At 59.6% G+C, this 21,747-nt stretch carries 16 protein-coding genes, 1 pseudogene and 1 riboswitch; of the genes and pseudogenes, 10 read left to right on the forward strand and 7 right to left on the reverse strand.

Going from position 1 to position 21,747, the window contains the following annotated elements:
- The first annotated feature begins 22 nt into the window (after positions 1-22).
- From FJV80_RS31135 to FJV80_RS31160, 6 genes are all read left to right on the forward strand, one after another.
- Complete coding sequence (locus tag FJV80_RS31135) at positions 23-1,282, forward strand: DNA repair exonuclease (RefSeq protein WP_063169423.1); 1,260 nt, start codon at positions 23-25, stop codon at positions 1,280-1,282.
- Entirely contained in the window at positions 1,279-4,752 is a 3,474-nt protein-coding gene (locus FJV80_RS31140) for an AAA family ATPase (protein ID WP_063169422.1), read from the forward strand. Before FJV80_RS31135 ends, FJV80_RS31140 begins: the two co-directional genes overlap by 4 nt.
- Positions 4,753-5,075: 323 nt before the next feature.
- Positions 5,076-6,242, forward strand: coding sequence for an ABC-three component system protein (locus tag FJV80_RS31145; RefSeq protein ID WP_063169421.1), 1,167 nt, complete (start codon positions 5,076-5,078; stop codon positions 6,240-6,242).
- Positions 6,239-6,751 (forward strand): three component ABC system middle component, encoded by a 513-nt coding sequence (locus FJV80_RS31150; RefSeq protein ID WP_063169420.1) that lies wholly within the window; start codon positions 6,239-6,241, stop codon positions 6,749-6,751. Before FJV80_RS31145 ends, FJV80_RS31150 begins: the two co-directional genes overlap by 4 nt.
- The gene (locus FJV80_RS31155; RefSeq protein ID WP_063169419.1) at positions 6,752-8,725 is read left to right on the forward strand and encodes a DUF3732 domain-containing protein; all 1,974 of its coding nucleotides are present in this window, start codon (positions 6,752-6,754) and stop codon (positions 8,723-8,725) included.
- Between the two features lie 24 nt (positions 8,726-8,749).
- Positions 8,750-9,316, forward strand: coding sequence for a hypothetical protein (locus FJV80_RS31160; RefSeq protein WP_063169418.1), 567 nt, complete (start codon positions 8,750-8,752; stop codon positions 9,314-9,316).
- A gap of 905 nt (positions 9,317-10,221) precedes the next feature.
- On the opposite strand, the gene FJV80_RS31165 is transcribed toward FJV80_RS31160, so the two are convergent.
- The 7 genes from FJV80_RS31165 to FJV80_RS31200 all read right to left on the reverse strand — a co-directional run bounded on the left by FJV80_RS31165 (position 10,222) and on the right by FJV80_RS31200 (position 16,205).
- Positions 10,222-11,037 (reverse strand): hydroxymethylpyrimidine/phosphomethylpyrimidine kinase, encoded by an 816-nt coding sequence (locus FJV80_RS31165; RefSeq protein ID WP_063169417.1) that lies wholly within the window; start codon positions 11,035-11,037, stop codon positions 10,222-10,224.
- Complete coding sequence (locus tag FJV80_RS31170; RefSeq protein WP_063169416.1) at positions 11,028-11,633, reverse strand: thiamine phosphate synthase; 606 nt, start codon at positions 11,631-11,633, stop codon at positions 11,028-11,030. Before FJV80_RS31170 ends, FJV80_RS31165 begins: the two co-directional genes overlap by 10 nt.
- Entirely contained in the window at positions 11,630-12,403 is a 774-nt protein-coding gene (locus FJV80_RS31175) for a thiazole synthase (protein ID WP_024504259.1), read from the reverse strand. The genes FJV80_RS31170 and FJV80_RS31175 overlap by 4 nt, the downstream gene beginning before the upstream one ends.
- Position 12,404: 1 nt before the next feature.
- The gene (gene thiS / locus FJV80_RS31180; RefSeq protein WP_024504260.1) at positions 12,405-12,602 is read right to left on the reverse strand and encodes a sulfur carrier protein ThiS; all 198 of its coding nucleotides are present in this window, start codon (positions 12,600-12,602) and stop codon (positions 12,405-12,407) included.
- Positions 12,571-13,572 carry a glycine oxidase ThiO gene (gene thiO, locus FJV80_RS31185; protein ID WP_063169415.1) on the reverse strand — a complete coding sequence of 334 codons (1,002 nt, stop codon included), beginning with the start codon at positions 13,570-13,572 and terminating at the stop codon, positions 12,571-12,573. Before thiO ends, thiS begins: the two co-directional genes overlap by 32 nt.
- Positions 13,569-15,404: a phosphomethylpyrimidine synthase ThiC gene (gene thiC / locus FJV80_RS31190; RefSeq protein WP_063169414.1), complete on the reverse strand. Its 1,836-nt coding sequence runs from the start codon at positions 15,402-15,404 to the stop codon at positions 13,569-13,571. The genes thiO and thiC overlap by 4 nt, the downstream gene beginning before the upstream one ends.
- A gap of 103 nt (positions 15,405-15,507) precedes the next feature.
- Positions 15,508-15,624: riboswitch (TPP riboswitch) on the reverse strand.
- 317 nt (positions 15,625-15,941) lie between these two features.
- Complete coding sequence (locus FJV80_RS31200; RefSeq protein ID WP_082826710.1) at positions 15,942-16,205, reverse strand: hypothetical protein; 264 nt, start codon at positions 16,203-16,205, stop codon at positions 15,942-15,944.
- 491 nt (positions 16,206-16,696) lie between these two features.
- On the opposite strand from FJV80_RS31200, the gene FJV80_RS31205 reads away from it, so the two are divergent.
- From FJV80_RS31205 to FJV80_RS31220, 4 genes and pseudogenes are all read left to right on the forward strand, one after another.
- Entirely contained in the window at positions 16,697-18,034 is a 1,338-nt protein-coding gene (locus FJV80_RS31205) for a metallophosphoesterase (RefSeq protein WP_063169413.1), read from the forward strand.
- Positions 18,035-18,036: 2 nt separating this feature from the next.
- Positions 18,037-20,103 (forward strand): hypothetical protein, encoded by a 2,067-nt coding sequence (locus FJV80_RS31210; protein WP_063169412.1) that lies wholly within the window; start codon positions 18,037-18,039, stop codon positions 20,101-20,103.
- Positions 20,100-21,155 carry a hypothetical protein gene (locus FJV80_RS31215; protein WP_063169411.1) on the forward strand — a complete coding sequence of 352 codons (1,056 nt, stop codon included), beginning with the start codon at positions 20,100-20,102 and terminating at the stop codon, positions 21,153-21,155. The genes FJV80_RS31210 and FJV80_RS31215 overlap by 4 nt, the downstream gene beginning before the upstream one ends.
- A gap of 400 nt (positions 21,156-21,555) precedes the next feature.
- Positions 21,556-21,747 (forward strand): annotated as a pseudogene (locus FJV80_RS31220) (IS5/IS1182 family transposase); the annotation flags it as partial.

A 21,747-nucleotide genomic window follows, 5' to 3' on the forward strand; every position in this document is an offset into this window, starting at 1 on the left:
CTCTTTTGCTGGCGGAGGCCGAATGGCATTTCGATTCGTACACACGGCCGATATTCATCTCGACTCGCCGCTTCGTTCGCTGGCGATGCGAAATCCCGATCTTGCCGGGCTGGTGGGCGACGCCAGCCGCCAGGCATTCGTTTCGATAGTGGATCTCTGCCTTGAGGAACGTGTGGCCGCGTTGGTCATTGCTGGCGACCTATACGATGGCGACCAGACTTCAATGAAGACAGCGCGGTTCTTGGGCGCGCAGATGACACGCCTGCACCAGGCCGGCATCATGGTTTTCAAGATCCGCGGTAATCATGACGCCCTGTCGCGGATTTCCAAACAGCTGGTATTTCCCGACACCGTTACCATCTTTGGTGGTCGTGCTCAGTCGGTATTGCAGACAGCCGGCGGTCTGGACGTCGTATTCCATGGTTTGAGCTTTGCGAACCCTAAGGCGCCGGACAGCCTGTTAACCAAATATCCGGCGGCTCGTGAAGGGGCCGTCAACATAGGCATCATGCATACCAGTCTGGCTGGATCGCCAGGTCACGACGTTTACGCGCCCTGCAGCATCGCTGACTTGCACGCCCACGGTTTCGACTATTGGGCCCTCGGCCACATCCATGCTCGCCAAGTCCATCCTGGCGCCAGTGCCGTGGTGATGCCGGGAATACCGCAGGGGAGGGATATCAACGAGGCCGGTGAGAAATCAGTCACCCTGGTGACGGTGCGCCACGACCGTTCGGTGGAGATCGAGGAACGGCTGACCAGCGTTGCGCAGTTCGAACGGGTGAGCGTCGACCTTACCGGAGCGGTGGAGTGGCCCGAGGCCGTCGCGCGTGTTCGCTTCGCACTCGAAGAGATGCGGGCAACCGTCCGATCGCGTCATGCTGTGGCTCGCATTGGCCTGACAGGAACGTCACCACTGATGTGGGCGCTGATCCGCGACAGGGACCTCCTTCTTGCCGAAGCCGAACAGGCTGCGGAACAGCTAGGCCATACGTGGGTGGAGAAGCTCGAGCTTGACCTCGCGCCGCCTCGGACGGAGACCGCCGAGGATATTGCTGATCCGATTTTCGAACTCGAGCAATCAATGCGTGCCGATGCCACCTCGGAGGCCTTCCGCGCTGAGGCGAGGGCGTTCGTCCAAAAGATGGTCGCCGACCTTCCGGCCGACGGGCGGGATTTTGCTGGGACGGACGAAGCCGGGCTGGAACAGTTCCTCGATCAGGTGCTTTCCAAGGGCGCGGACTTGGTGACTGCCCGCCTTAAGGCCGGTGGATCGTCATGAGGTTGCGGCGCCTTGACCTCATTCGTTATGGAAAGTTCACCGATCGTTCGATCGACTTCGGACCCAAACCGGAATCCGGACCTGATCTGCATATCGTGTTTGGCCTGAATGAGGCCGGCAAATCGACTGCGCTTTCGGCCTATCTAGACTTGCTGTTCGGCATCGAGGAACGGAGCCGCTACAACTTCCTGCACGAGTACAGTGCCATGCGCATCGGCGGGGTGCTGGAACTGGCCGGCTCCGAACACACGTTCACGCGTACGAAACAGCGCAGTAATTCGCTATTGAATGCGACGGGCCAACCGGTAAGCGAGGTGGCGATCACGGCGCATCTCGCCGGTCTGTCGCGCGACGCCTACACGACGATGTTCTCACTCGATGACGAGACGTTGGAAGCCGGCGGAAAATCTATCCTGGAGTCGCGGGGCGACCTCGGCAAGCTTCTGTTCACGGCCAGCGCCGGTCTTGGGAACGCAAGTGATACGTTGAACGCCCTCGAGGCCGAAGCAGACGCTCTGTATCGGAAGCAGGCGCATGGAACCGAACTGGCGCTGTTGAAGAAGCGCCTTGTTGACGTAAAGTCGCGCAGGGATGCGATCGACACCCTTGCATCAACCTACGAGGGCCTGGAGGCCGAACGTCTCGATGCAGCGCAGCAGTACGGCCGAACCATCAGCGATCGGGCGGTGCTGGTGGCCAGGCTGGATACCTTTGCTCGTTACGTGCGTGCTGCGCCGATGCTGGCGGATATCCGGCGCAAGATTGCCCGGCTGGATCAGCTGCCGGACATCGCCTCCCCAGCCCGGACATCGACGGGAAGTGTCACCGAACTGATCGATGACGATGCCAGCCTCAGAACGCGGCTGTCCGCAAACATCGACGAGACCGAGCGCCTGGCGGAAAAAGTCACTGCGGTCGACGAGGACGAACCGATCCTGTCGATTTCCGAACGCATTCGCGGGCTGGCGGAGAGCAAGGTGCGCCATACCGCGGCTGGCTTTGACTTGCCCACTCGCAGGATGGAGCTGCAAATCCTCAACAACAGCGTGGCGAGCTGCCTTGCCGCCTTGGGCCGATCTTCCGAGGCGGATCCTGGCGCGCTGCTTCTGCCTGCCGTCACCGTTGGCGTCGTTCGCGCCATGGTCGAGCAGAGGTCCGGGATTGCTACCGGGATGCGTGCCGCTCGCGACGAAGCCGCGGCGGCACTCGATGCGCTGCAGGTGGCAAGGCAGCGGGTCGGCGAGGAAAGGGCGGTGCCCGAACCTGCCAGGGCAAGGCTGGGCTCGGCTTTGTCGAAAGCGCGAGCAAGCGGACACCAGGCAGAGATTAGGACGGCTCGCGAGGCGGAAGATGCGGGAACAATCCGATGGAAGGCGGCGCTCGCGCGCTTGCGTCCATGGAACGGAGATGCCCTCGCTCTCGCCAACGTCGCGGTTCCGAGCGCCGGGCAGATTGCCGCCTGGAAGACGGTAGCGTCAGAACTGGCAAGGAACACCGCCGTACTTGCCGAACGCCTTGCTGAATACGAGGGCAACCATGCCATGCTCGCCGCACGATTGGATGCCCTTCGTGCCTCGGGCGACATTGTCGACGATGAAGCGGCTACCGCCATCCGCCGAGTTCGCGATGATGCGTGGGCAACGCACCGCGCAGCGCTGACCGGTGACACCGCTGACGACTTCGCCGTGGCATTGGCGCGCGATGACATTGCCAGCGCAGGCCGGCTGGCCGGCGCGGCGGATCTGGCTGAGATCCGGGCAACTACGCGCGAGCTGGCCGAGGCCGCGGCCAACCTGTCACGCAACGGCATCCAACGCACACAGCTCGGCAAGGATGTGGATACCCAATTGTTGGAAATCCGCGCGGCCGCCAGGGACCTGCTCGGAGACGCCGTGGAACCTTCGTCTGAGCGCCTGATCGAAAGGATCGAGGATCAGATCGAGGCGCGCAGCGATGCGCTCGCTGCCTGGGAGCAGATCGAACTTGCTCGCTTGAAGGCCGAGCGAGCCGCTGACGCCGGCGAGCAGATACGCTTGGAAATGAGAGCAGTGCTGGGAAGCGTCGGCATTGTATCAGAGTCCAACGACACCCTCGAAGCAATCATGGCCATCGCGGAGCCGTTTCTGGATCGGCAGCGCAAGGTGGACGCCGAGTATGCCGAGGCGCTCAGAATGGTGAGCTCCAAAGAAGAGGATCTAGCGGCACGACGGGTTGCAGTAGGTGTGGCGGAGCGTCGCGAGGAGGAATGGCTGGCCGGCATTACCGAAGCACTCAAGGGAACTTGGCTCGAAAGCGGGCTCTCCGCATCCGGCGTCGGCACTGTGCTCGATCAATTGGCCGAACTTTCAAGAAGCCTGCAGGAACGGGACGACCTGCAGCTGCGTATCGACAAGATGGAGGCCGACAGGGCCAATTTTCTGGTCGAGGTCATCGCCGTTGCGGTTGAAGCCGACGAGCCGACGAAGGATACCGACCCGGAGCAGTTGGCCATCCGCCTTGCCGAGCGCCTAGAGCGTGCCGAGCGGACACGTGAAACGAAGGCAAGCCTCGGCAACGACCTGAAGCGCCTCAAGGAGGCGCGCGACATCCTCGACACTGAGATTTTGGCACACGAACGCCGCAAGAACGAGGTGCTGGGCGTCTTTGGTGTCGCCACTCTGCCCGAGGTAGTCGAACGCGATGAGCTGTTGCGTGAGCGCGATGGCTTGCGCACCACCGTCGCCGAACTTGAGGAACGGATAGTGGCGGAGCTCGCGGTCGACGGATTCGAGCAGGCCCGCTCGATCCTGGACGCGATCGATTTCGACGGCCTCGCGGTCGAGAAGGCTGAGGGTGAGCAGCGGCTTCGCCTGTTCGATGAAACCATCCAGCAACAGCTGATCCGGCAGACGCGCGCGGCCGACAAGCTGGACGCCATCGGCGGTGATAGTGCGGTTGCACGCCTGGATGCTGAACGGCGCACAACCCTGCTGGAAATCGAGGAGAAGGCCGTTCGCTACATAGAGCTGAAGCTTGGCATCATGTCGGCTGGCAATGCTTTGCGGATCTACCGTGAGAGCCATCGCTCCGGCATGATGGCGCGCGCATCAGACGCGTTCAAGCTAATGACGCGTGGCCAGTATTCGGGGCTGACAACCCAGCCTGTAAGAGGTGGTGAGGTTCTCATTGCTGTGCAGGGTGACGGGCAATCCAAGGTCACCGAAGCGCTTTCAAAGGGTGCACGATTTCAGCTGTACCTTGCCCTAAGACTCGCCGGTTATTACGAGTTCGCGCAATTTCGGCCCTCGGTCCCATTCGTCGCCGACGACATCATGGAGACGTTCGACCATATTCGCTCGGAGGAGGTTTTCAGGCTGTTCGGAGCGATGGCAAACACAGGTCAGGTCATCTACCTGACGCACCATAAGCATCTATGTGAAATAGCTGAGGCTGTCGTACCGGGAACGAGGATCCATCAACTCGCACAGTAATTTTCTCCGGAATACGTGAACGAACCAGTGAAGGACGCCGAATTTGACGGCAAGTATGCGCCCAAAGTCAGACGTTCCGGCAAACTTCGCGTTCGTCCAAAAGCGGACATATCGCCCGAGCCATAGACGGCCCCGATGTGCCCATAATGGACGTCCTGCAAATTCATTGTCCTGCCGAATCTGGACTTCGAGAGCTGGCCCTAAACAGCAATTGTATCGCGCCTAGCCGTCCTATCGCCGGGGCGCCAATTGTAAACAACGGCGAACTATACCAATATCGTTACTGGCTTCTTCCGGTGCGACTCGGGAGAACGGGATGGGCAATGAACGCGAAGACGCAAACGGGAAAACACAGCGCCGCTGGCCAATACCTCGGCTATGCGCTTCAACCTGTACGCCTTTGCTTTCACCTGCTCAACGCGCCTAGCGGCGCCTTGGTCTCTCTTGAACATTTAGACGATGTGGCGGTTCACCTGGTCGGCGGCGAAGTCGTTCTTGAGCAAAGCAAGAGCGCACTGAAGCAAAATCCGATATCCGACTGGGCTGCGGACCTGTGGAAGTCTCTGGCCAACTGGCTCAGCTTCATGGCGGCGGGAGAGATCGACCCGGCGACCAGCCATTTCCGGCTATATGTCACACCGGTGAAGGCGGGTGCCTTCGCGATCGCGCTGAACGACGCGAAAACAGATGCCGACGTGGAGGCGCTGGTCGCTAACCTCGCCAAAGCCCACAGCAAGCTGAAAGCTGCACCGGCATGCGACGCCGACGTCCAAGCTTTCCTGAACGCTGATGCGGCTCATTGCGCCGCCTTGGTCAAGAATCTCGCCGTTATCAGCGTCGATGCAGATCCCGTCGATCCGATACGCGCGATCTTCAAGCCGACGGTCTCTCCGCTCATCATCGACCTAGTGTGCGAACGCGCGATCGGCGCTGCGAAGGAGGCGGCGGACAGGCTGATTAGAGCTGGCAAGCCCGCCATCTTGGACGTGGACGCGTTTCAGGCCGAGCAAAGAGCATTTGTTCAGAAGAACAACCTTCCAGGGCTGCTGTCGTCTTTCACCAAGCAACCGCCTGTCGAGGCCATCGAACAATTGATCGCCGACCGTCCCGCCTTCGTCCGCCAACTCGAGCTGATCGAGGTGGGAGACGAAGCGTGCGTCCGGGCTGTTAGCGATTACCTTAGGACGCTCGCCGACATCTCGATCTGGGGCGAAAGCGGGCTAATCTTTGAGAAGAACCTAAGTGACTGGGACGATGATCTTGTCGGTCGCTATGAGCACGTCAGTGCAGAGGTGCACGACATACAGGCCGGACACCCCGCAACGGTTCGTGGTAGAATAGTTTACAGGCGCTGCGCGCAGTTGCAGCCTCCACTCGATGGTCGAGTCGTCCCCGGTCATTTCGTCCACGGATCATTCAACGCCCTTGCCCACGGCCTGCGCCTCGGCTGGCATCCCGACTACCAGACTCTTTTGGAGCCAGCGACTTGATTGAGGCTGGCCGATCGCACCTACCGCTCAGCGACCTCGCCCTTGTCCAGAATCCAGGACTTGGGGCTTTCGCATTGTGGCAATTTGGCCAAGGTTTCCAGGCTGAGGACGAACGTCCAGCGCCGTTCGCCTTGGCGTTTCTCGTGCTGCCAATCGTCCTGCATCGCGCAACGCTCGAAATCGTGACTTCGACAAACCGACCCTCTGGACTGGCGCTCTTCGCGGCCAAGCTCGGGAAGGAACGGGAACAACTCCTCGCCGTCCACGAGCGAGCGCTGCTGCTGCGTACTCTGACATTGCAATCGGCCGCTGTCGGTGTGAGCGGGCGGCTGCTGTCCGTGGATTACAAGGATGCTACTTTAAGAGCAAACGTACCAGAACCGAAACCGAGGAGGCTCGTCCTTCCAGAGCGCGTCAAGCACCTCGGACCTGCCTCGGAGAAATTGGGTTTCTGGTTTTCGAACCTGGGGACCGCGCAGGTGGCCAACCTGTTACGGGTGGAGTTCTAGATGTATTTCCAGCTTCGAAAACTGATCCTTTGGCCCCGCAATGGTGCAGCGCCGCGGGTCGTCAAGTTCGAGCCCGGTGTCGTCAACGTCATCAGCGGCGCGTCGAAGACCGGGAAGTCCGCCGTTATCCCTATTGTTGATTACTGTCTGGGCTCGGAGAAATGCGCGATTCCGGTGGGCGTAATCCGCGAGAACTGCAGCTGGTTCGGCATTCTGATCGAGACGCTGGAGGGCGAAAAGCTCTTGGCGCGACGCGAACCGGGGGACCAACAGAGCACAGGCGACATGGTGCTGCTGGAGGGCGCACAGGTCGAAATTCCGGAGACGATCACCGACAAGACCACCAATGTCGACACGGTCAAGCGCGCGATGAACCGCCTGGCAGGACTGACTGACCTCGACTTCGAACCAGGTACAGAGAATGGATTCAAGCAAAGGCCAAGCTTCCGCGACCTCATGGCCTTCACGTTCCAACCTCAGAACGTGATCGCCAATCCCGACGTGATGTTTTTCAAGGCCGATACGACGGAACACCGGGAGAAGCTAAAGACCATCTTCCCGTACGTTCTGGGCGCGGTCACGGCAAAGATTCTCCAGGCGCGGTTTGAGATCGATCGGCTCCAGCGCAACCTCCGCCGGAAGGAGGCTGAGCTACGCGCGATCGTGTCGGCAACTGGCGCTTGGCGGGCGGAGGCGGAGGCGTGGCTGCGTCAGGCAGTCGAACTTGGCCTAGTCGATTCCTCCACTGAAGTGCCGAAGGACTGGAGTGACGTTGTTGACCTGCTTCGGCGCGTGTCGAACAGCAACTCAAGTCTTGCTCGACCAAGCCTGGCCGGCATCGATGTGGTGCTGACGCGTCTGGAAACCCTTCGTGCGTCGGAAACTGAAATCGCCGCGCGACTTACCGAGCATCGTCAGCGCCTGAACGAACTGCGCCGTCTGGTGGAGAGCAGCGAGGCGTACGGCGACGCCATGCGCATCCAACGTGACCGCTTGGACCTTTCCACGTGGCTGAGGGACTTGGCCGACGAGTTCGCCGATCCGTTGGTCGCACTCGGGGACGGCGGCCGCGAGAAGGTCTTGGCCCTTTGCGACAACCTCGGCGGTCTGGAGATCCGACTGCGGACCCACCCTGCGATGTCTAACACGCTTGACAAGGAAATCCTGCGCCAGCGCGGCGCCGCTGAAGCGGTCCTATCTGAGTTGAACGATGTCCGTAGCGAGATAGCGGTGCTGGAACGGGACTCTGACGTCGCCCGAGACGAGGCCAATCGCTTCGATAGGCTTGAGCGCTTCCTCGGTCGATTGGAGCAGGCGTTGCACGTCTACGACCGCGCCGACCAGTCGTCGGATTTGCGGCAGGAACTCACCTCGCTGCAGGCCGATATTGCAACGCTGCAAAAGACGATCTCCGAGGCCGACATCCAGCGCAAGCTATTCAACGCGTTGCACCAAGTCTCCCATCATGCCAATCGGCTGATTCCGCAGCTTGACGCGGAGTGGCCCGAGGCCCCGATTAGGCTGTTGATTGAAGACCTGACCGTCAAGGTGACTAGGGGAACGCGTGAGGACTACCTGTGGGAGATTGGCAGCGGCGCCAATTGGCTCGCGTATCACGTCGCACTAATGCTTGCGCTGCAGCACTACTTCCTGGCCGAACCTCATCACCCAGTCCCTGGTCAGCTGATCTTCGACCAACCTAGCCAAGTCTATTTTCCTAAGCGGGCGGCGGGCGACGAGGGCCCCGACCTCATCGCGTGGAGGGATCAGGACGTGGTCGCCGTCAGGAAGGTCTTTGCGCTCCTAGGCGCTGAGGTCATGGCCGCGAAAGGTCGCCTCCAGATCATCGTGCTGGATCATGCAGATGAGGACGTCTGGGGCAAGCTTCCCGGAGTCAAGTTGATTGAGGAATGGCGTGGACAGGCCCTCGTGCCTCAGGCTTGGATTGCCGCCGCATCTTCCAACGGTGGATAATAATCTGCTGCCAGAGGAGAAGGCATGGCGAACGTGGACGAGATCAACCGTCTGACGGCCCTTGGCTTGAACGTCATCACAGCCATGGATGTCGCGGAAGGAAAACTAGACGAAGCCTTCGAGGTCGCCCGCGCTCAGGAGAAACGCAAGGTCGACATCTGGTGCAAAGGAAGAAAGAACATTCCGGTTGCACTGACTGCGATATGGGACTGCGATCCTGCAAACTTCTATCTCGCGTTCGACGGCGATGATCCCAGCGACCACGCTTCGACGGATTTCATTCTTATCGACGCTGATGTCACTGACGTTGGCGGCAGGCTTACCTACGCCGCCAGCAGGGACAAGGGTCCTTGGCATCAACGTTACAAGAGCAAGAGCTGTGGGATCGCCTACCGATGGCTGCATGGCCGCGGTGTCACACCGCCTTTGCTCGGCGAGTACCAAGGCCAAGTTCACATCGTAGGAGGCATGCACCGCTTCCATCTTGCCAAGCACTATGGGACGACGCGCATGCCATTCCTCGTCCGGAGGGCCGAACTAGCCGCAGTAATGGCGTTGATCCCCTCGGCGACCGACACCGCCAACTCGTAATGGCGGGGACTGCAGAAAAGAAGCGAATGAGTTGCGAACTTACCGGGATCACTCCCCGAAAGCTGACCGACGGCTTCCGGCCCCGTTGCGGCCATTCTTACTCCCGCACTTTGGCTTTTCCAGCGCTAAACCGGCCTTGGGCGATGAATGGAAACGGTCAGATGTTCCCGGTCTGTGCTCGAAAAGTCGCATAAAAGGGCAGACTGGTGTGACGTCCGGAATTATTGGGCCTTTCACGGGTTTACCGGTCCCGAATTATCGGTTGCTGGCGGGCGGGCTATGCGATTGAAAACAGGAGAGTTTTCTGGCTAAGGGTGGGGTTTCAGACTGAGTTTACCAATGCCCTTAATGACGATTAATTCTGGATTGGCATCAGGTGATTGGGTTTGCGCAGAATATAGCCGCCCTTATTGGTAAACCCGCTCACGGTCGACAACGGATTGGTCAACCTAGGACGACAGGATTGGTAAACCGGAGCCGCCCTATCGACGAAGGTCTAGCTTGGCGCATTCACTGTCGCCGGTAGGCAGATATTCGGGCGACAATCGGGACCAGCGTGCGACGCCGCCAAGCGTGAGACACGTCGGCTACGCCGCAAATCGACACGGTTTGACCGGGCGCAATACCGCACCGATCTTCTAATCTCGGCTTAATTCCGGAGAGAGGCAGATAATTCCGGACGCCACACTGATTGGTAACCTAAGGCCACCCACCACGCGGATTGGTAGCCCACAGGAATAGGTTTGGTAACCCTTATCGAGTGAGGGCCGCTCGTACCTTTCGGCGGGTTCGTTTCAGTTCTAAGCCCGGCTTAATTCTGGACAACGACAGATAATTCTGGACGGCACAGTGGAACTCAACGCGTTGTAAGGATGGCATAGAGAAGCAGTAGCCCTCCAGTCTCGCTACTGGAAAAATTCTGGAAAATGGGTCTGCTTGGCTGGACGCAGAACGTTGTGATTATTCAGCCGGCATTTCTGAAGCTTCTCGAACACAAACAGCTTGCCTTCGCGCACGCTATCTTCGAGCGACTTCGCCTTCGCCAGATGCGCCGCAATCGCGCTGGCCAGCATGCAACCTGTTCCGCGCATCGATATAGCAAGGCGCGGCGTGTCGAAGTGGATGGGTTCATGATCGGAGCGTAACAGAATATCGGCCGATCGGGGACCCGACGCGTGCCCACCCTTGATCAGCAGGGCCTGAGGGCCGACGGCCTGCAGTCTTTGTCCTTGTTGGAGCGCACCGTCCTCATCCGAAGCCGGTTCGGAACCAGTAAGGAGCGCCAGTTCAGGAAGGTTGGGCGTGACAATGCAGCAAAGCGGCATCAAATCGCGCTTCATGGCAGCGATAGCGCCTGCTTCCAGAAGTGCGCGGCCTGAGGTGGAGGCCAGCACAGGGTCGAGTACTGCCGGCACTTGCGGAAATTTGCGCAGCACTGCGGCAACGGCAACAATGATCTTGGCAGTCGCCAGCATGCCGATCTTGATTGTGGCTACGTCGTTGGCCTGTAGCGCGGCACACATCTGATTGGCCACCATGCTGGGTGGCGAATGATGGATTTCGATCACGGCGTCGTGCGTTTGCACCGTTAGCGCTGTGACGGCGAGACAGGTGCGCACGCCAACGGCAGAGATCGTCTCGATGTCGCGTGCTATTCCAGCACCCCCGCTGGAATCTGATCCGCCAACGACAAGCACATGCGGTTCTCGTCTCATCGCCATCGGTCCGTCTTTTCGATCCATTCTCGCGTGCGCGCTTCGGGGTCGAAGCTCAACGTGATGTCCGTGACCACTGCGGCGCTGTTGGCGCCGGCCTCAAAGACGCCGTCGAGGCGGTCGGGGTTGAGGCCGCCGATGGCGACCAATGGGATCGGCGCCACCCGCCGCTTCCACTCGCTGATCCGCTCTAGCCCTTGCGGTGCCCACTTCATTTTCTTCAAAGTGGTGGGATAGATCGGACCGAGCGCGACATAGTCGGGCTCGGCAAACATGGCCGTTTCCAGCTCGACATGATCATGCGTGCTCAATCCGAGCCTGACGCCCGCTGCCCGTATCCTCGAGAGGTCGGCCGTTTGCAAATCCTCCTGGCCCAGATGCACGAAATCGCAGCCTTCCTCGATTGCCAGGCGCCAATAATCATTGATGATGAGCTGGCTTTTGTGTTGGACACACCAGGCCTTCGACTTGCGGATCTCCGCGCGCAGCCCGGTTTCATCCATGGTTTTGATGCGAAGCTGAATCAGCTTGACGCCGAGCGGCGCCAACCTTTCGATCCAGGCGGCGCTGTCGACGATCAGGTAGAAGGGATCGAGCTTCATGAAAAAACGGCCCTGCCGACCATCGGTGTCGATGGCACGGCGACGTCGCGCGGTTCGAGCATTCCCGAACTGAACGCCTCACGACCGGCGTCGACCGCCTTACCGAAAGCACGCGCCATGCCGACCGGATCTGCCGCCTTGGCGACCGCTGTGTTCAGGAGCACGGCGTCAAAGCCGAGTTCCATGACGGTGGCCGCGTGCGACGGCCGTCCGAGCCCCGCATCCACAATCAGCGGGACGCCAGGGAAATATCCGCGCATCGAGCGCAGCGCCGTCATGTTGACCGGTCCCAAGGCGGAACCGATCGGTGCGCACCACGGCATCAGGACCTTGCAGCCCGCTTCCAGCAGCCGCTCGGCGACAACGAGATCGTCGGTGGTATAGGGGAATACCGCAAAGCCGTCCTCGCACAGGATGCGGGCGGCTTCAACCAGACCGAACACATCCGGCTGTAGCGTGTCGTGATTGCCGATCACTTCGAGCTTGATCCAGTTGGTGCCGAAGACCTCGCGCGCCATTTTCGCGGTGGTGACGGCTTCCTTGACGGAGAGGCAGCCGGCGGTATTGGGCAGGGTTCTGGCGCCCAGCGAGCGGATCAACGACCAGAATTGTTCGCCGGCCCTACCGCCCGCCATCTCACGCCGCAACGAGACGGTCACCACCGACGTGCCCGATGCCTTGACTGCATCGGCAAGGATGGCCGGCGAAGGATACTGAGCCGTGCCGAGAAGCAGGCGCGACGAAAGCTCGGTTCCATAAAGCTCCAACATGCTAGCCGCCCTGCATGGGCGAGAGGATTTCGATCCGGTCGCCGTCGCTCAACTGGAACTCCGCGCGGTTGGCTTTGTGCACGAGGTCGCTGTTGACGGCGGTGGCGAGCCAATCGCCCTCATAGTCGAGCGCGGCAAGCAACTCGGCCAGCGTGGTGGCGGCAATCTCACGCGCCTCGCCGTTGACCATCAGTTTCATGAGCATGCTCCTTGGTTCTGTCTTGACTGAAAACCAGGTCGGCAGCCTGGCGCGCCATGGCGGGGGCGAGGAGAAAACCGTGACGATAAAGACCGTTGATCGCGATGATCTCACCGTCTGTTTCGACGCGTGGCAAATTGTCGGGAAATGCCGGACGGACACCCACACCGGTTTCAACGATCTCGGCCTCACCAAAGGCCGGATGGAGGGCATGGGCGGCGCCCAGCAGCTCCATCATGGAACGCGCCGTCACCGGTCCGGCGCTCTGGCTTTCAATCATCGTCGCTCCGATCATGAAACGGTGATCGGTGCGCGGCACGGCATAAAGCGGAAAGCGTGGATGAAGCAAACGGACCGGCCGCGACAGCGAGACATCAGGCGTGCGAAGGATCAGCATTTCGCCGCGAACACCGCGCAGCCTGTCATCGGCCGCTGCCATTCCCATGCAGTCTATCTGACGGGCGAATCCCGAAACAGGCCGGGCGTCGCAGCCGAAGTGGAATTTGACACCCATGGTCGCAAGCTTGTCATGAAGTGCCGCCATCGCCGGGCGTGGGTCGAGGTGAGCCTCGTCGGGGAAGAGCAATCCACGCCGGAAGCGGCCGGCGAGGTCGGGTTCCAGGAGCGCAATTTCGTTTTCATCGACGCGCCGATGCCCTGACGTGCGACTGGCGAACCGGTCAAGCTCACCGGCATCACGCGGCGCGGCCACGACCAATGTCCCGGCCCGTGTCACCTGACCCGACAGCACCGCATCCCACCAGTCGGCAGCATCGCGTCCGAGATCCAGCACCGGCTGCTCCGCGCTTTCGCGCTCGCACCATGGCGCCAGCATGCCGCCGGCGAACCACGACGCGTTGCCACCAAGGCCATGCCGCATCTCGGCGACGGTGACCGTCGCGCCGCGGGCGGCGAGTTCGAAAGCGACGGTGAGGCCGGCAACGCCGGCCCCTTTGACGAGCACCCTCATGATGGTTTGGGAGCCTCTGGCACGACCGGTACGCCAGTCTCGTCCGCCTGCATGTAGAGATCGCCGCCCTCCCGGTATTTTGCCGCCATTGCCGCCATGCCTTCCTTCTGGGCCTCGGCACGGATGTCGTGGGAAATGCGCATGGAGCAGAATTTCGGCCCGCACATCGAACAAAAATGTGCCAGCTTGTGCGCCTCCTTGGGCAAGGTCTGGTCGTGGAAGGACCGTGCGGTTTCGGGGTCGAGCGACAGGTTGAACTGGTCCTCCCAGCGGAACTCGAAGCGCGCGCGCGAAAGGGCATCATCCCTGGTTTTCGCTGCCGGATGGCCCTTCGCCAGATCGGCTGCATGGGCGGCTATCTTGTAGGTGATCACGCCAATCTTGACGTCGTTGCGGTCGGGAAGGCCGAGATGCTCTTTCGGCGTGACGTAGCAAAGCATTGCGGTGCCGAACCAGCCTATCATGGCGGCACCTATCCCTGAGGTGATGTGGTCATAGCCCGGCGCGATGTCGGTCGTCAGCGGCCCCAACGTGTAGAACGGCGCCTCACCGCACACTGCGAGCTGCTTGTCCATGTTCTGCTTGATCTTGTGCATGGGGACATGGCCCGGGCCTTCGATCATCACCTGGCAGTCCTTTGCCCAGGCAATCTTGGTGAGTTCTCCAAGTGTTTCCAGTTCGGCGAATTGCGCCGCGTCGTTCGCATCGGCGATTGAACCGGGACGAAGGCCGTCGCCGAGCGAGAAGGAGACGTCATAGGCTCTGGCGATGTCGCAGATCTCCTCGAAATGCTCGTAGAGGAAGCTCTCCCGGTGATGGTGCAGGCACCATTTGGCCATGATCGAGCCGCCGCGCGAGACGATGCCCGTGACCCGGTCGACGGTCAGCGGGATGTAGTGCAGCCGCACGCCGGCGTGGATGGTGAAATAGTCGACGCCTTGCTCGGCCTGCTCGATCAGCGTGTCGCGGTAGACCTCCCAGTTCAGATCCTCGGCGATGCCGTTGACCTTTTCCAGCGCCTGATAGAGCGGCACCGTACCGATCGGCACCGGCGCATTGCGCACGATCCAGTCGCGGATGTTGTGGATGTTGCGGCCGGTCGACAGGTCCATCACCGTGTCCGCGCCCCAGCGGATAGCCCAGACCATTTTTTCGACCTCTTCGGCCATCGACGATGTGACAGCCGAGTTACCGATGTTGGCGTTGATCTTGACCAGAAAATTGCGACCGATGATCATCGGCTCGCTCTCGGGATGATTGATGTTGGCGGGAATGATTGCGCGCCCGCGCGCCACCTCGTCGCGCACGAATTCGGGTGTGACGAAATCTGGGATCGCCGCGCCGAAGGCTTCGCCGTCGCGTTGCAGCTTGCCGCGCATCACCTCGCGGCCGAGATTCTCGCGGATGGCTACGAACTCCATTTCTGGCGTGATGATGCCGGCGCGCGCATAGGCAAGTTGGGTCACCGCCTTGCCCTGCTTGGCCTTGAGCGGCCGATTGCGTATCGGAAATTCCGGTGTCAGGCGCTCGCCGGTGGCGAATCCATTGTCTTCCGGCCGGACGTGGCGGCCGTCATAGGCTTCGACATCGCCACGCGCCGTGACCCATTCGTGGCGAAGCCGGGCAAGGCCTTTTTCGATGCTGGTTTCGACTGATGGATCGGTGTAGGGGCCGGACGGATCGTAGACGGTGACGGGCGGTTCGCCGGCCGTCGGATGGACGGAAATCTCGCGCATCGGCACCCTGATCTGCGGGTAGAGGACGCCGGGCTTGTGGATTTTCCGCGAGGCGGGCAGTGGTCCCGTCGATACGGCGGGGGTGAGGGCATTCATCGTGAGGCTCCTTTGCTCATGCATTGGAGACCCAGTTCTGTGCCGGAAGGATGAAAAGACGCTTCTGTAGACCTGCTGCAACAGGACCTCGGGCGTAAACTCCCGCAAAGCGCTTGCACCGTCCCTACGCCAGTATGAACTGGATCAGGTTCAACGGGTCACTGCGCCGCGAAAGCCAGCAGTATCTCAGCCCCTTGCCGGGACTCCCCTGGTGAATGCCTTAGGTTGAACGGGCTGACGCTATCTTGTCAAGCGCATTCGGGCGCCTTCGGCCGGTGGCGACGACCGGCGGCCAGCCGGGCGGAGAGCTCGCGCATGCATCGGGGACAAGTCACGCCCCGTAGACCGGGGCTGAATGGCCAAAGCCTCATTCGCTTCGTGAAGGATGGAGAAACTGTATTGGCCATGTGCGCGTATCGACCAAGTAGCTCAGGCGGTCACGGATGTGGTTATTCTGGTCGAAGGTGACGAACGGCCTTGGGGGTCACCTCCTTTAGGATTCAGAGGTTGGAAGACGGCTTCTCGCGATCACGGCCATCAGGAAATACCTGTCTTCGGCTCAACCTCGACATGGCGTCCGATCGACCGCAGATATACAGCTATCTCGTTCATGAGATGATCGCGTTCGCCGTAGATTTCAGCAATCCTACGCAGCTGTGGCTCGACGGCCCTCCGTTGCGCTGGCGTGAAATCAGCATCGCCAAAGACGTATCCCAAGTTGCCAATCGCGCAAATTTTGCAGCCGGCGTCCACAACTGCTTGTACGAATGCCGGAATGTCTTTTTCTTGCATGGTCTTCATGTCGAACCTCTCGTGAATGGCGTGCTTGCGCCCCAATCTGCCTTTTCAGCGTGTCCTCTGGGCGGCGCAAGCCCTGAGCGTGACTGTGCACGGGCAACCTCGACTATCCCATCTGCCACGCTCTTTAGAATCGGTGGGGTCTGGTGATCGCAGGCTGGGCCACTCAAAAGCCTGCAAGAAGAAAGTCATGGCGACCATTGCTCAAGATCGCAAGGGTGCGTGCAAGACCTTCCGTTGGCAGTCATGCACGCTCGCTCAGAGATAGTCCGGCCGCGGAAATTCTCCCTTATTCGTAAGAAAGCTCATTGAGCAACTGGGCATTGAGCAACTGGGTCTCACGTCACGGGTCTCGTGTGCTTCACAGCCGAAAAATAGCCGCCGTGGCAATTCTCGAAAAGTGCAGGCTACCTCGTTAAGGACACTGCGGATGATCGTTCGCGCTTGGCAAAAGCGAACGGATTAGTCTATGGCTCTCGGCAGGGGGGCGAGTTATGCGGCGGGTGCGAATCCTTCAAGTAGGCGATATTCACTATCCGGACTGGCATCCTTCCTCTAGCAACATCGATGCCAAGGATAGCAAGTTCGCTCCGAAAATAACGCAGAAGCTACGCGCGTCTTCGCTGCGTGCCGTCTTGACGAAACTTCGGCGGCTGACGACTTCGAAGCCCTTGGATTCGATCGCCTTCATGGGGGATTTCACGAGCCGTGGCGACAAGACCTTCATTGCTTCGGCATTCCAGCATTTCACGTTGCTCTGCCGCGCACAGGGACGCAGTTCAAAGGCGCTTCCGTTGATATTCGTACCGGGAAATCACGATGTGAACCGTGATGACGCGCGCGAACTTGGACCGACTGAGAAATTCAGCGAAATGGCGAGTTTAGCCGCCCGCTTGGGTTGGCAGACCGTTCCCGTGGACCAACCCGTGCACTTCAGACTTCCGACAGGATCCGCAGGCGCAAACTTCATCCTCGTCAACACAGCGATAGGCAGTTGGGAGCTTCAAAACCTTCCCGCGTTCCTTCGTGATCGTCTCGAGGCACTCAGTCCTTCTACAGAGCCTCTAGATCTCGGCTCGCCGGACATCTCGGGACATTCGCCCGCGACACCTCCCAGCGATCCAGACAAGGAGGCGTCCGACGACGAGTATTACGGTCAGATGGACACGCCATACATCTCGCGTGAGATGCTTGCAGGCCTACAGGAATTGCTCCAGCAGCCCGACATGCGTTACGGCATCATAATCGGCCATCACAATCTGCTGCCACAAAAGACTCCGCGCATTACGCCATACGCGGAGATGCTCAACAGCGGATTTGTCAGAACTCAGCTGCTGCAGGGCAACAAGCCTATCGTCTACCTGCATGGACACATACATGCTGATCCGGTCGAGATCGTCAACGATCCAAGGTTTCCGGACGGCAAATTGATCTGCATCTCAGCACCAGAGATACAGTCAGGTTTCAATGAGCTCGTCTTCTTCACGACCGATCAGGGAGAGCTCGTCGGCATCCGACTTATACCCTACCGCACCAATGTCGCCGACGGGACGGTCATGGAAGGCGAACATTGCTTTATTTCGACCATGTCCAACGGCAAGGCCTTTCTGAACAACGACACGTTTGACCTGCTGCGCCGACTGCGCGACCATGCCACCAGGCGCGGGAATGGGTTACTCTTCTGGGACGAGATCACTGAGATTGCTGCCTCCGCCGAGCTCGGGCTAGATCTGGAAGACTCTCTTCTGATGCTCCAAGCGGCGCGCTTCATCGAGATAGACGGCCTCACCAAGGCAAACTCGGCTTGGCGCATTAAGGTAAGGGACGAATAGCGATGGAGAATCCGTTCGGCCCCAACAGGATCGAGTACGAAAGCCGCCCGATACTGTGGTTCAGTCAGAAGTCGGCGTTGATTTCTGCCGCCGCCAAGCCGGTCTTCGTCGCAGGGACGAGAGGCAGCGGCAAGACCAGCATTCTTCGCTCGCTTTCCACAGTCCATATTCTTGAAGACAAAAGTCTCTCGGACCAAGTCGGCAAGCTCGCTTGGTATGGCGTCTTCTTCCAGCTCAATGAGACATTCTCGCCCCTAATCGACAACGCCGTTCTGAACCTCATTCCGGAGCGGATACGCTTCGACACGGCCGCCGTGATCCCGCGGCAATTCGTAATCTTCTCTCACTATCTGGAGCTGAAGATAGTCGAACGCCTGCTCGAGAGCATCGGCCAGCTCAGACGCGACGGCCACTTGAAATACCGGGCCTCCGAAGATAGGGACGTCGCCCTGGCACTGCATCGCGAAGTGCTGCACTTCATACCCCAACCTGCCCGTCTCGACTTCTTCAGCATCGATGAGCTGCGGGGTGGGATAACCCGGTACGTCGACGAATGCTTCAACGCGTTCTTCTTTGCCGCCGATGCCGGAGCGACCGGCTTCAGAGCAACAGACCCTGGCGCGATCATTAACAAGGTCGCGACCGCGATCACTCCACTTTTAAATGGCCCATCTTTCGCCGGTGACAGGGCGCCCTTCTTCAAGATACTGATTGACGACTGTGAAGCACTGACACCGCTCCAACAGCAGTTCCTGAACACCTTGGTGAGAAAGACGCGCGGCAACGTGAAATGGGTCCTCGCCTACATCGGCGGCCTCTACGACACGATCCGGACGATCATACCCGGCCAGTCGCTCTCGAATGCTGACCGGGACGTCGAGAATCTTGATTCAGTCGATCCGAGGGAGTTCGCCACGCTGTGCGAGAACGTGTCGTCGCTTCGGCTGTACTATGCGCTTCCTGACCATCTGCGGAGTGATCTCGAGCGCAACGATGCGCTCAGCGCGTTTTCGCTCAAAAACCGGCTGGGGCGGCTTTCCGTCAATGACATCATCGAGCGGGTTATCATATCGGGTCATTCCGAGGGCAGAGAAGAGCTTGTGGCACTTGCTGATGCAGCACGTGAATTCCTCTCCGTGAATTTGAGGACGGCGGATCAGCAGCAATTCCTTCTTGATCGAAAAGCGCGCCCTTATGCCGAAGGGCTGGCGCTCGCGCTCATGAACCCGGAAATTAAGCGCCGGCCCATGAGCAAGGCGGATGCTTCAAATCTGAAGAGGTCGATCGCCCGGAAACAGGGATGGGCTTTTCTGAAAGCGTGCCAGATGCTGCGTCTGCATGACTACCCGTACGTAGGGCACCAGATCATCACATCATTGAGCGACGTCTGTATACGCGATTTCCTTGATATAATGGGAGAGATCTTCCGCCGCAGTGTTCCGAGTTCCAGTGATCCACGAAAACTGGTGGAATTCATCAACTCGGATTTACAGATTCATCTCGAACAGCAGAGACAGGCTGTGAACGCCGCCTCTCAACGGAAGCTTGATGGACTTCAGGCGCTTTCACATCCGTACGAAGAAGAGAGCGTGCGCATGGTGCGGGCGTTGGGTTACCTGACCGCTCGCCTCCAGACAGAGTTTGCCGAAGAAAATGCTCTAGGAACGACAGAGAGAGGCATTTTCAGGGTTGATCTAAAGGAAATGCGCTCGCTGGTGAACCGACTGGAGCAACCCAGCGGAAAACTGGACGAGGTCCTGCGTCGGGCGGAAAGGGATGGGTTTATCCGGGAGGTCTCCGCCGCCGGCAACTTTGAGGTGGACCGCGCCGACCCCGCATCGAAGGAGATGATGATCAGATTGCATCGGCGATTTGCACCTTACTTCGGGTTCTCCTATCGCGGCCCGTACGAAATCAACACAATCCCTGCGGCGCGGATGGTCGACCTGCTTTTTACCAGGCATCGGCTCCCAGAAGACTGGGCCGACTCGGTGTTTAAGGAGCTCGTCGCGCGGCCCGCACTCAAGACCGAATTCCAGCACTCGCTTTTCGAGAGCGATCTCGAATGACCGCTTCAACTGTCGAGTATCGAGTCTTCGGCCATCTGGCCGTCACCGAGAAGGCGAGAGATGCAGGTACCTGCGAAACGATGGAGGCAGATATCGCGATCGTCGCGCTTGGATGGGAAACGCGTTTCGCCGCGTTCGAAAACCATCTTGACCTGAAGGTCGGCAAGATCGTGGTTCTGGACTTTGCTCTGAAGGAAGCGAACGTCCCAGCCGTCGAAGAAAACCGGCGAAAGCTCATCGCTATGGGTACCCGATGGGGCGTCGAAGTGACTGTGATCACCCTCGAGCCTTCCATCGAGTATCAGAAGAACATCAATCTCCTCGATCACCTGCTCACTCAGATGGCCGCTTCATGTGGCTCATACGAAGGAAGCCTGCGGAAGGTTTTCGTCGAGTGCTCGACGATGCCGCGAATCTACATCCAATGGCTGATTGCGGTGGCATTCAAGAAAATGTCGATTCAGTCTCTCGAATTCGGGTACGCCGAAGGTATCTACGGGAACGCGATCGGCAAAGAGGATTTTTCCAGCGGCTTGGACCGATACGTCACCGTCCCTCATCTTCAAGGCAGCGGAGGAATGGGCGAAGAGAAAGTCCTGCTCGTGGGGATCGGAGGAGATGCCGACGTATTCTACGGATTGATCGATATCGTCAGTCCGGAACGGATCTCGCTCCTCGTCCCAAGAAGCGACAAGAATGCGCATATCGATGCTTTGCTCGATCAACAGGTGGCCAAGGTACGTGAAACCCACCGGCTCGAAGATGGCGAAGTTCGCGACATCCAGGCTTTCGGGCTGATGGCCCACCTCGATGCTTTCGAGACGTATCTCGACGGGTTCGGCTCGCGTGCGGTGGTGAACGTTTTTGTCAGCGGCCCGAAGGTTCAGGCCATCGCTGCTGCCGTGCTCGCCTGCTCCGACAGCCGCGTCCATCTCAAGGCAAGAATTCCCACCTCCTATGCCCATCGTGAAGTCTCAGCGAATGGGCGGTATCATATCTATAGGCTGATTGACCTGACATCCCCTGCCTGCAGCCTTCCCGGGACGTTCTGACACTATCTTGCATTCGAGTAGCATCATGGTCCCAGTAGCCGTTCCGCCAAGCCTTCAGCGCATGTTCGTGTCGCCCGATCCGGTCGATGGGGGGCTAATTCCCACTTGGAAGCTGCTCTACATCAGATCAGGGGGGAATGCAGACTGGCAGAATTCCGTCTAATTAGCGACTAGCTAAAACATATACTCAGGCGAGACTGTTCAGCATAGAAATAGTGAGTCGGCCGTGAACTATCCGCAAGCCATTGATCTGGCCTGTTGATTGAGGCGGATAGCGGCTTTGGAATTGCAGGATTAGCGGTATTTGGACGCTGTTTTCCTGCAATTCGGTTTTGCGATTCCCTTGTGGCGCGGAGCGTGATTCACTCGGTTCGGCGGCGGCGAATCGAGGGGACAGCGAATGTCCAGGCCACGCGAGAAGCGCGAGACGGGAGAGCAGGACCTGTTCCGCTCCCGGCTCGACCAAATCATCAACATGAAGCACGAGCTGGTGCGGCTGGCGCAGGCGATCGACTGGCCGGTGCTGGAGGAGCGTTTCGGCGCCGTCTATTCGGACGGCCCCGGCATGCCGCCGCTGCCGACCCGGCTGATG

Origin of the sequence: Mesorhizobium sp. WSM4310, assembly GCF_007003935.1 — a bacterium.
Lineage (GTDB): Bacteria > Pseudomonadota > Alphaproteobacteria > Rhizobiales > Rhizobiaceae > Mesorhizobium.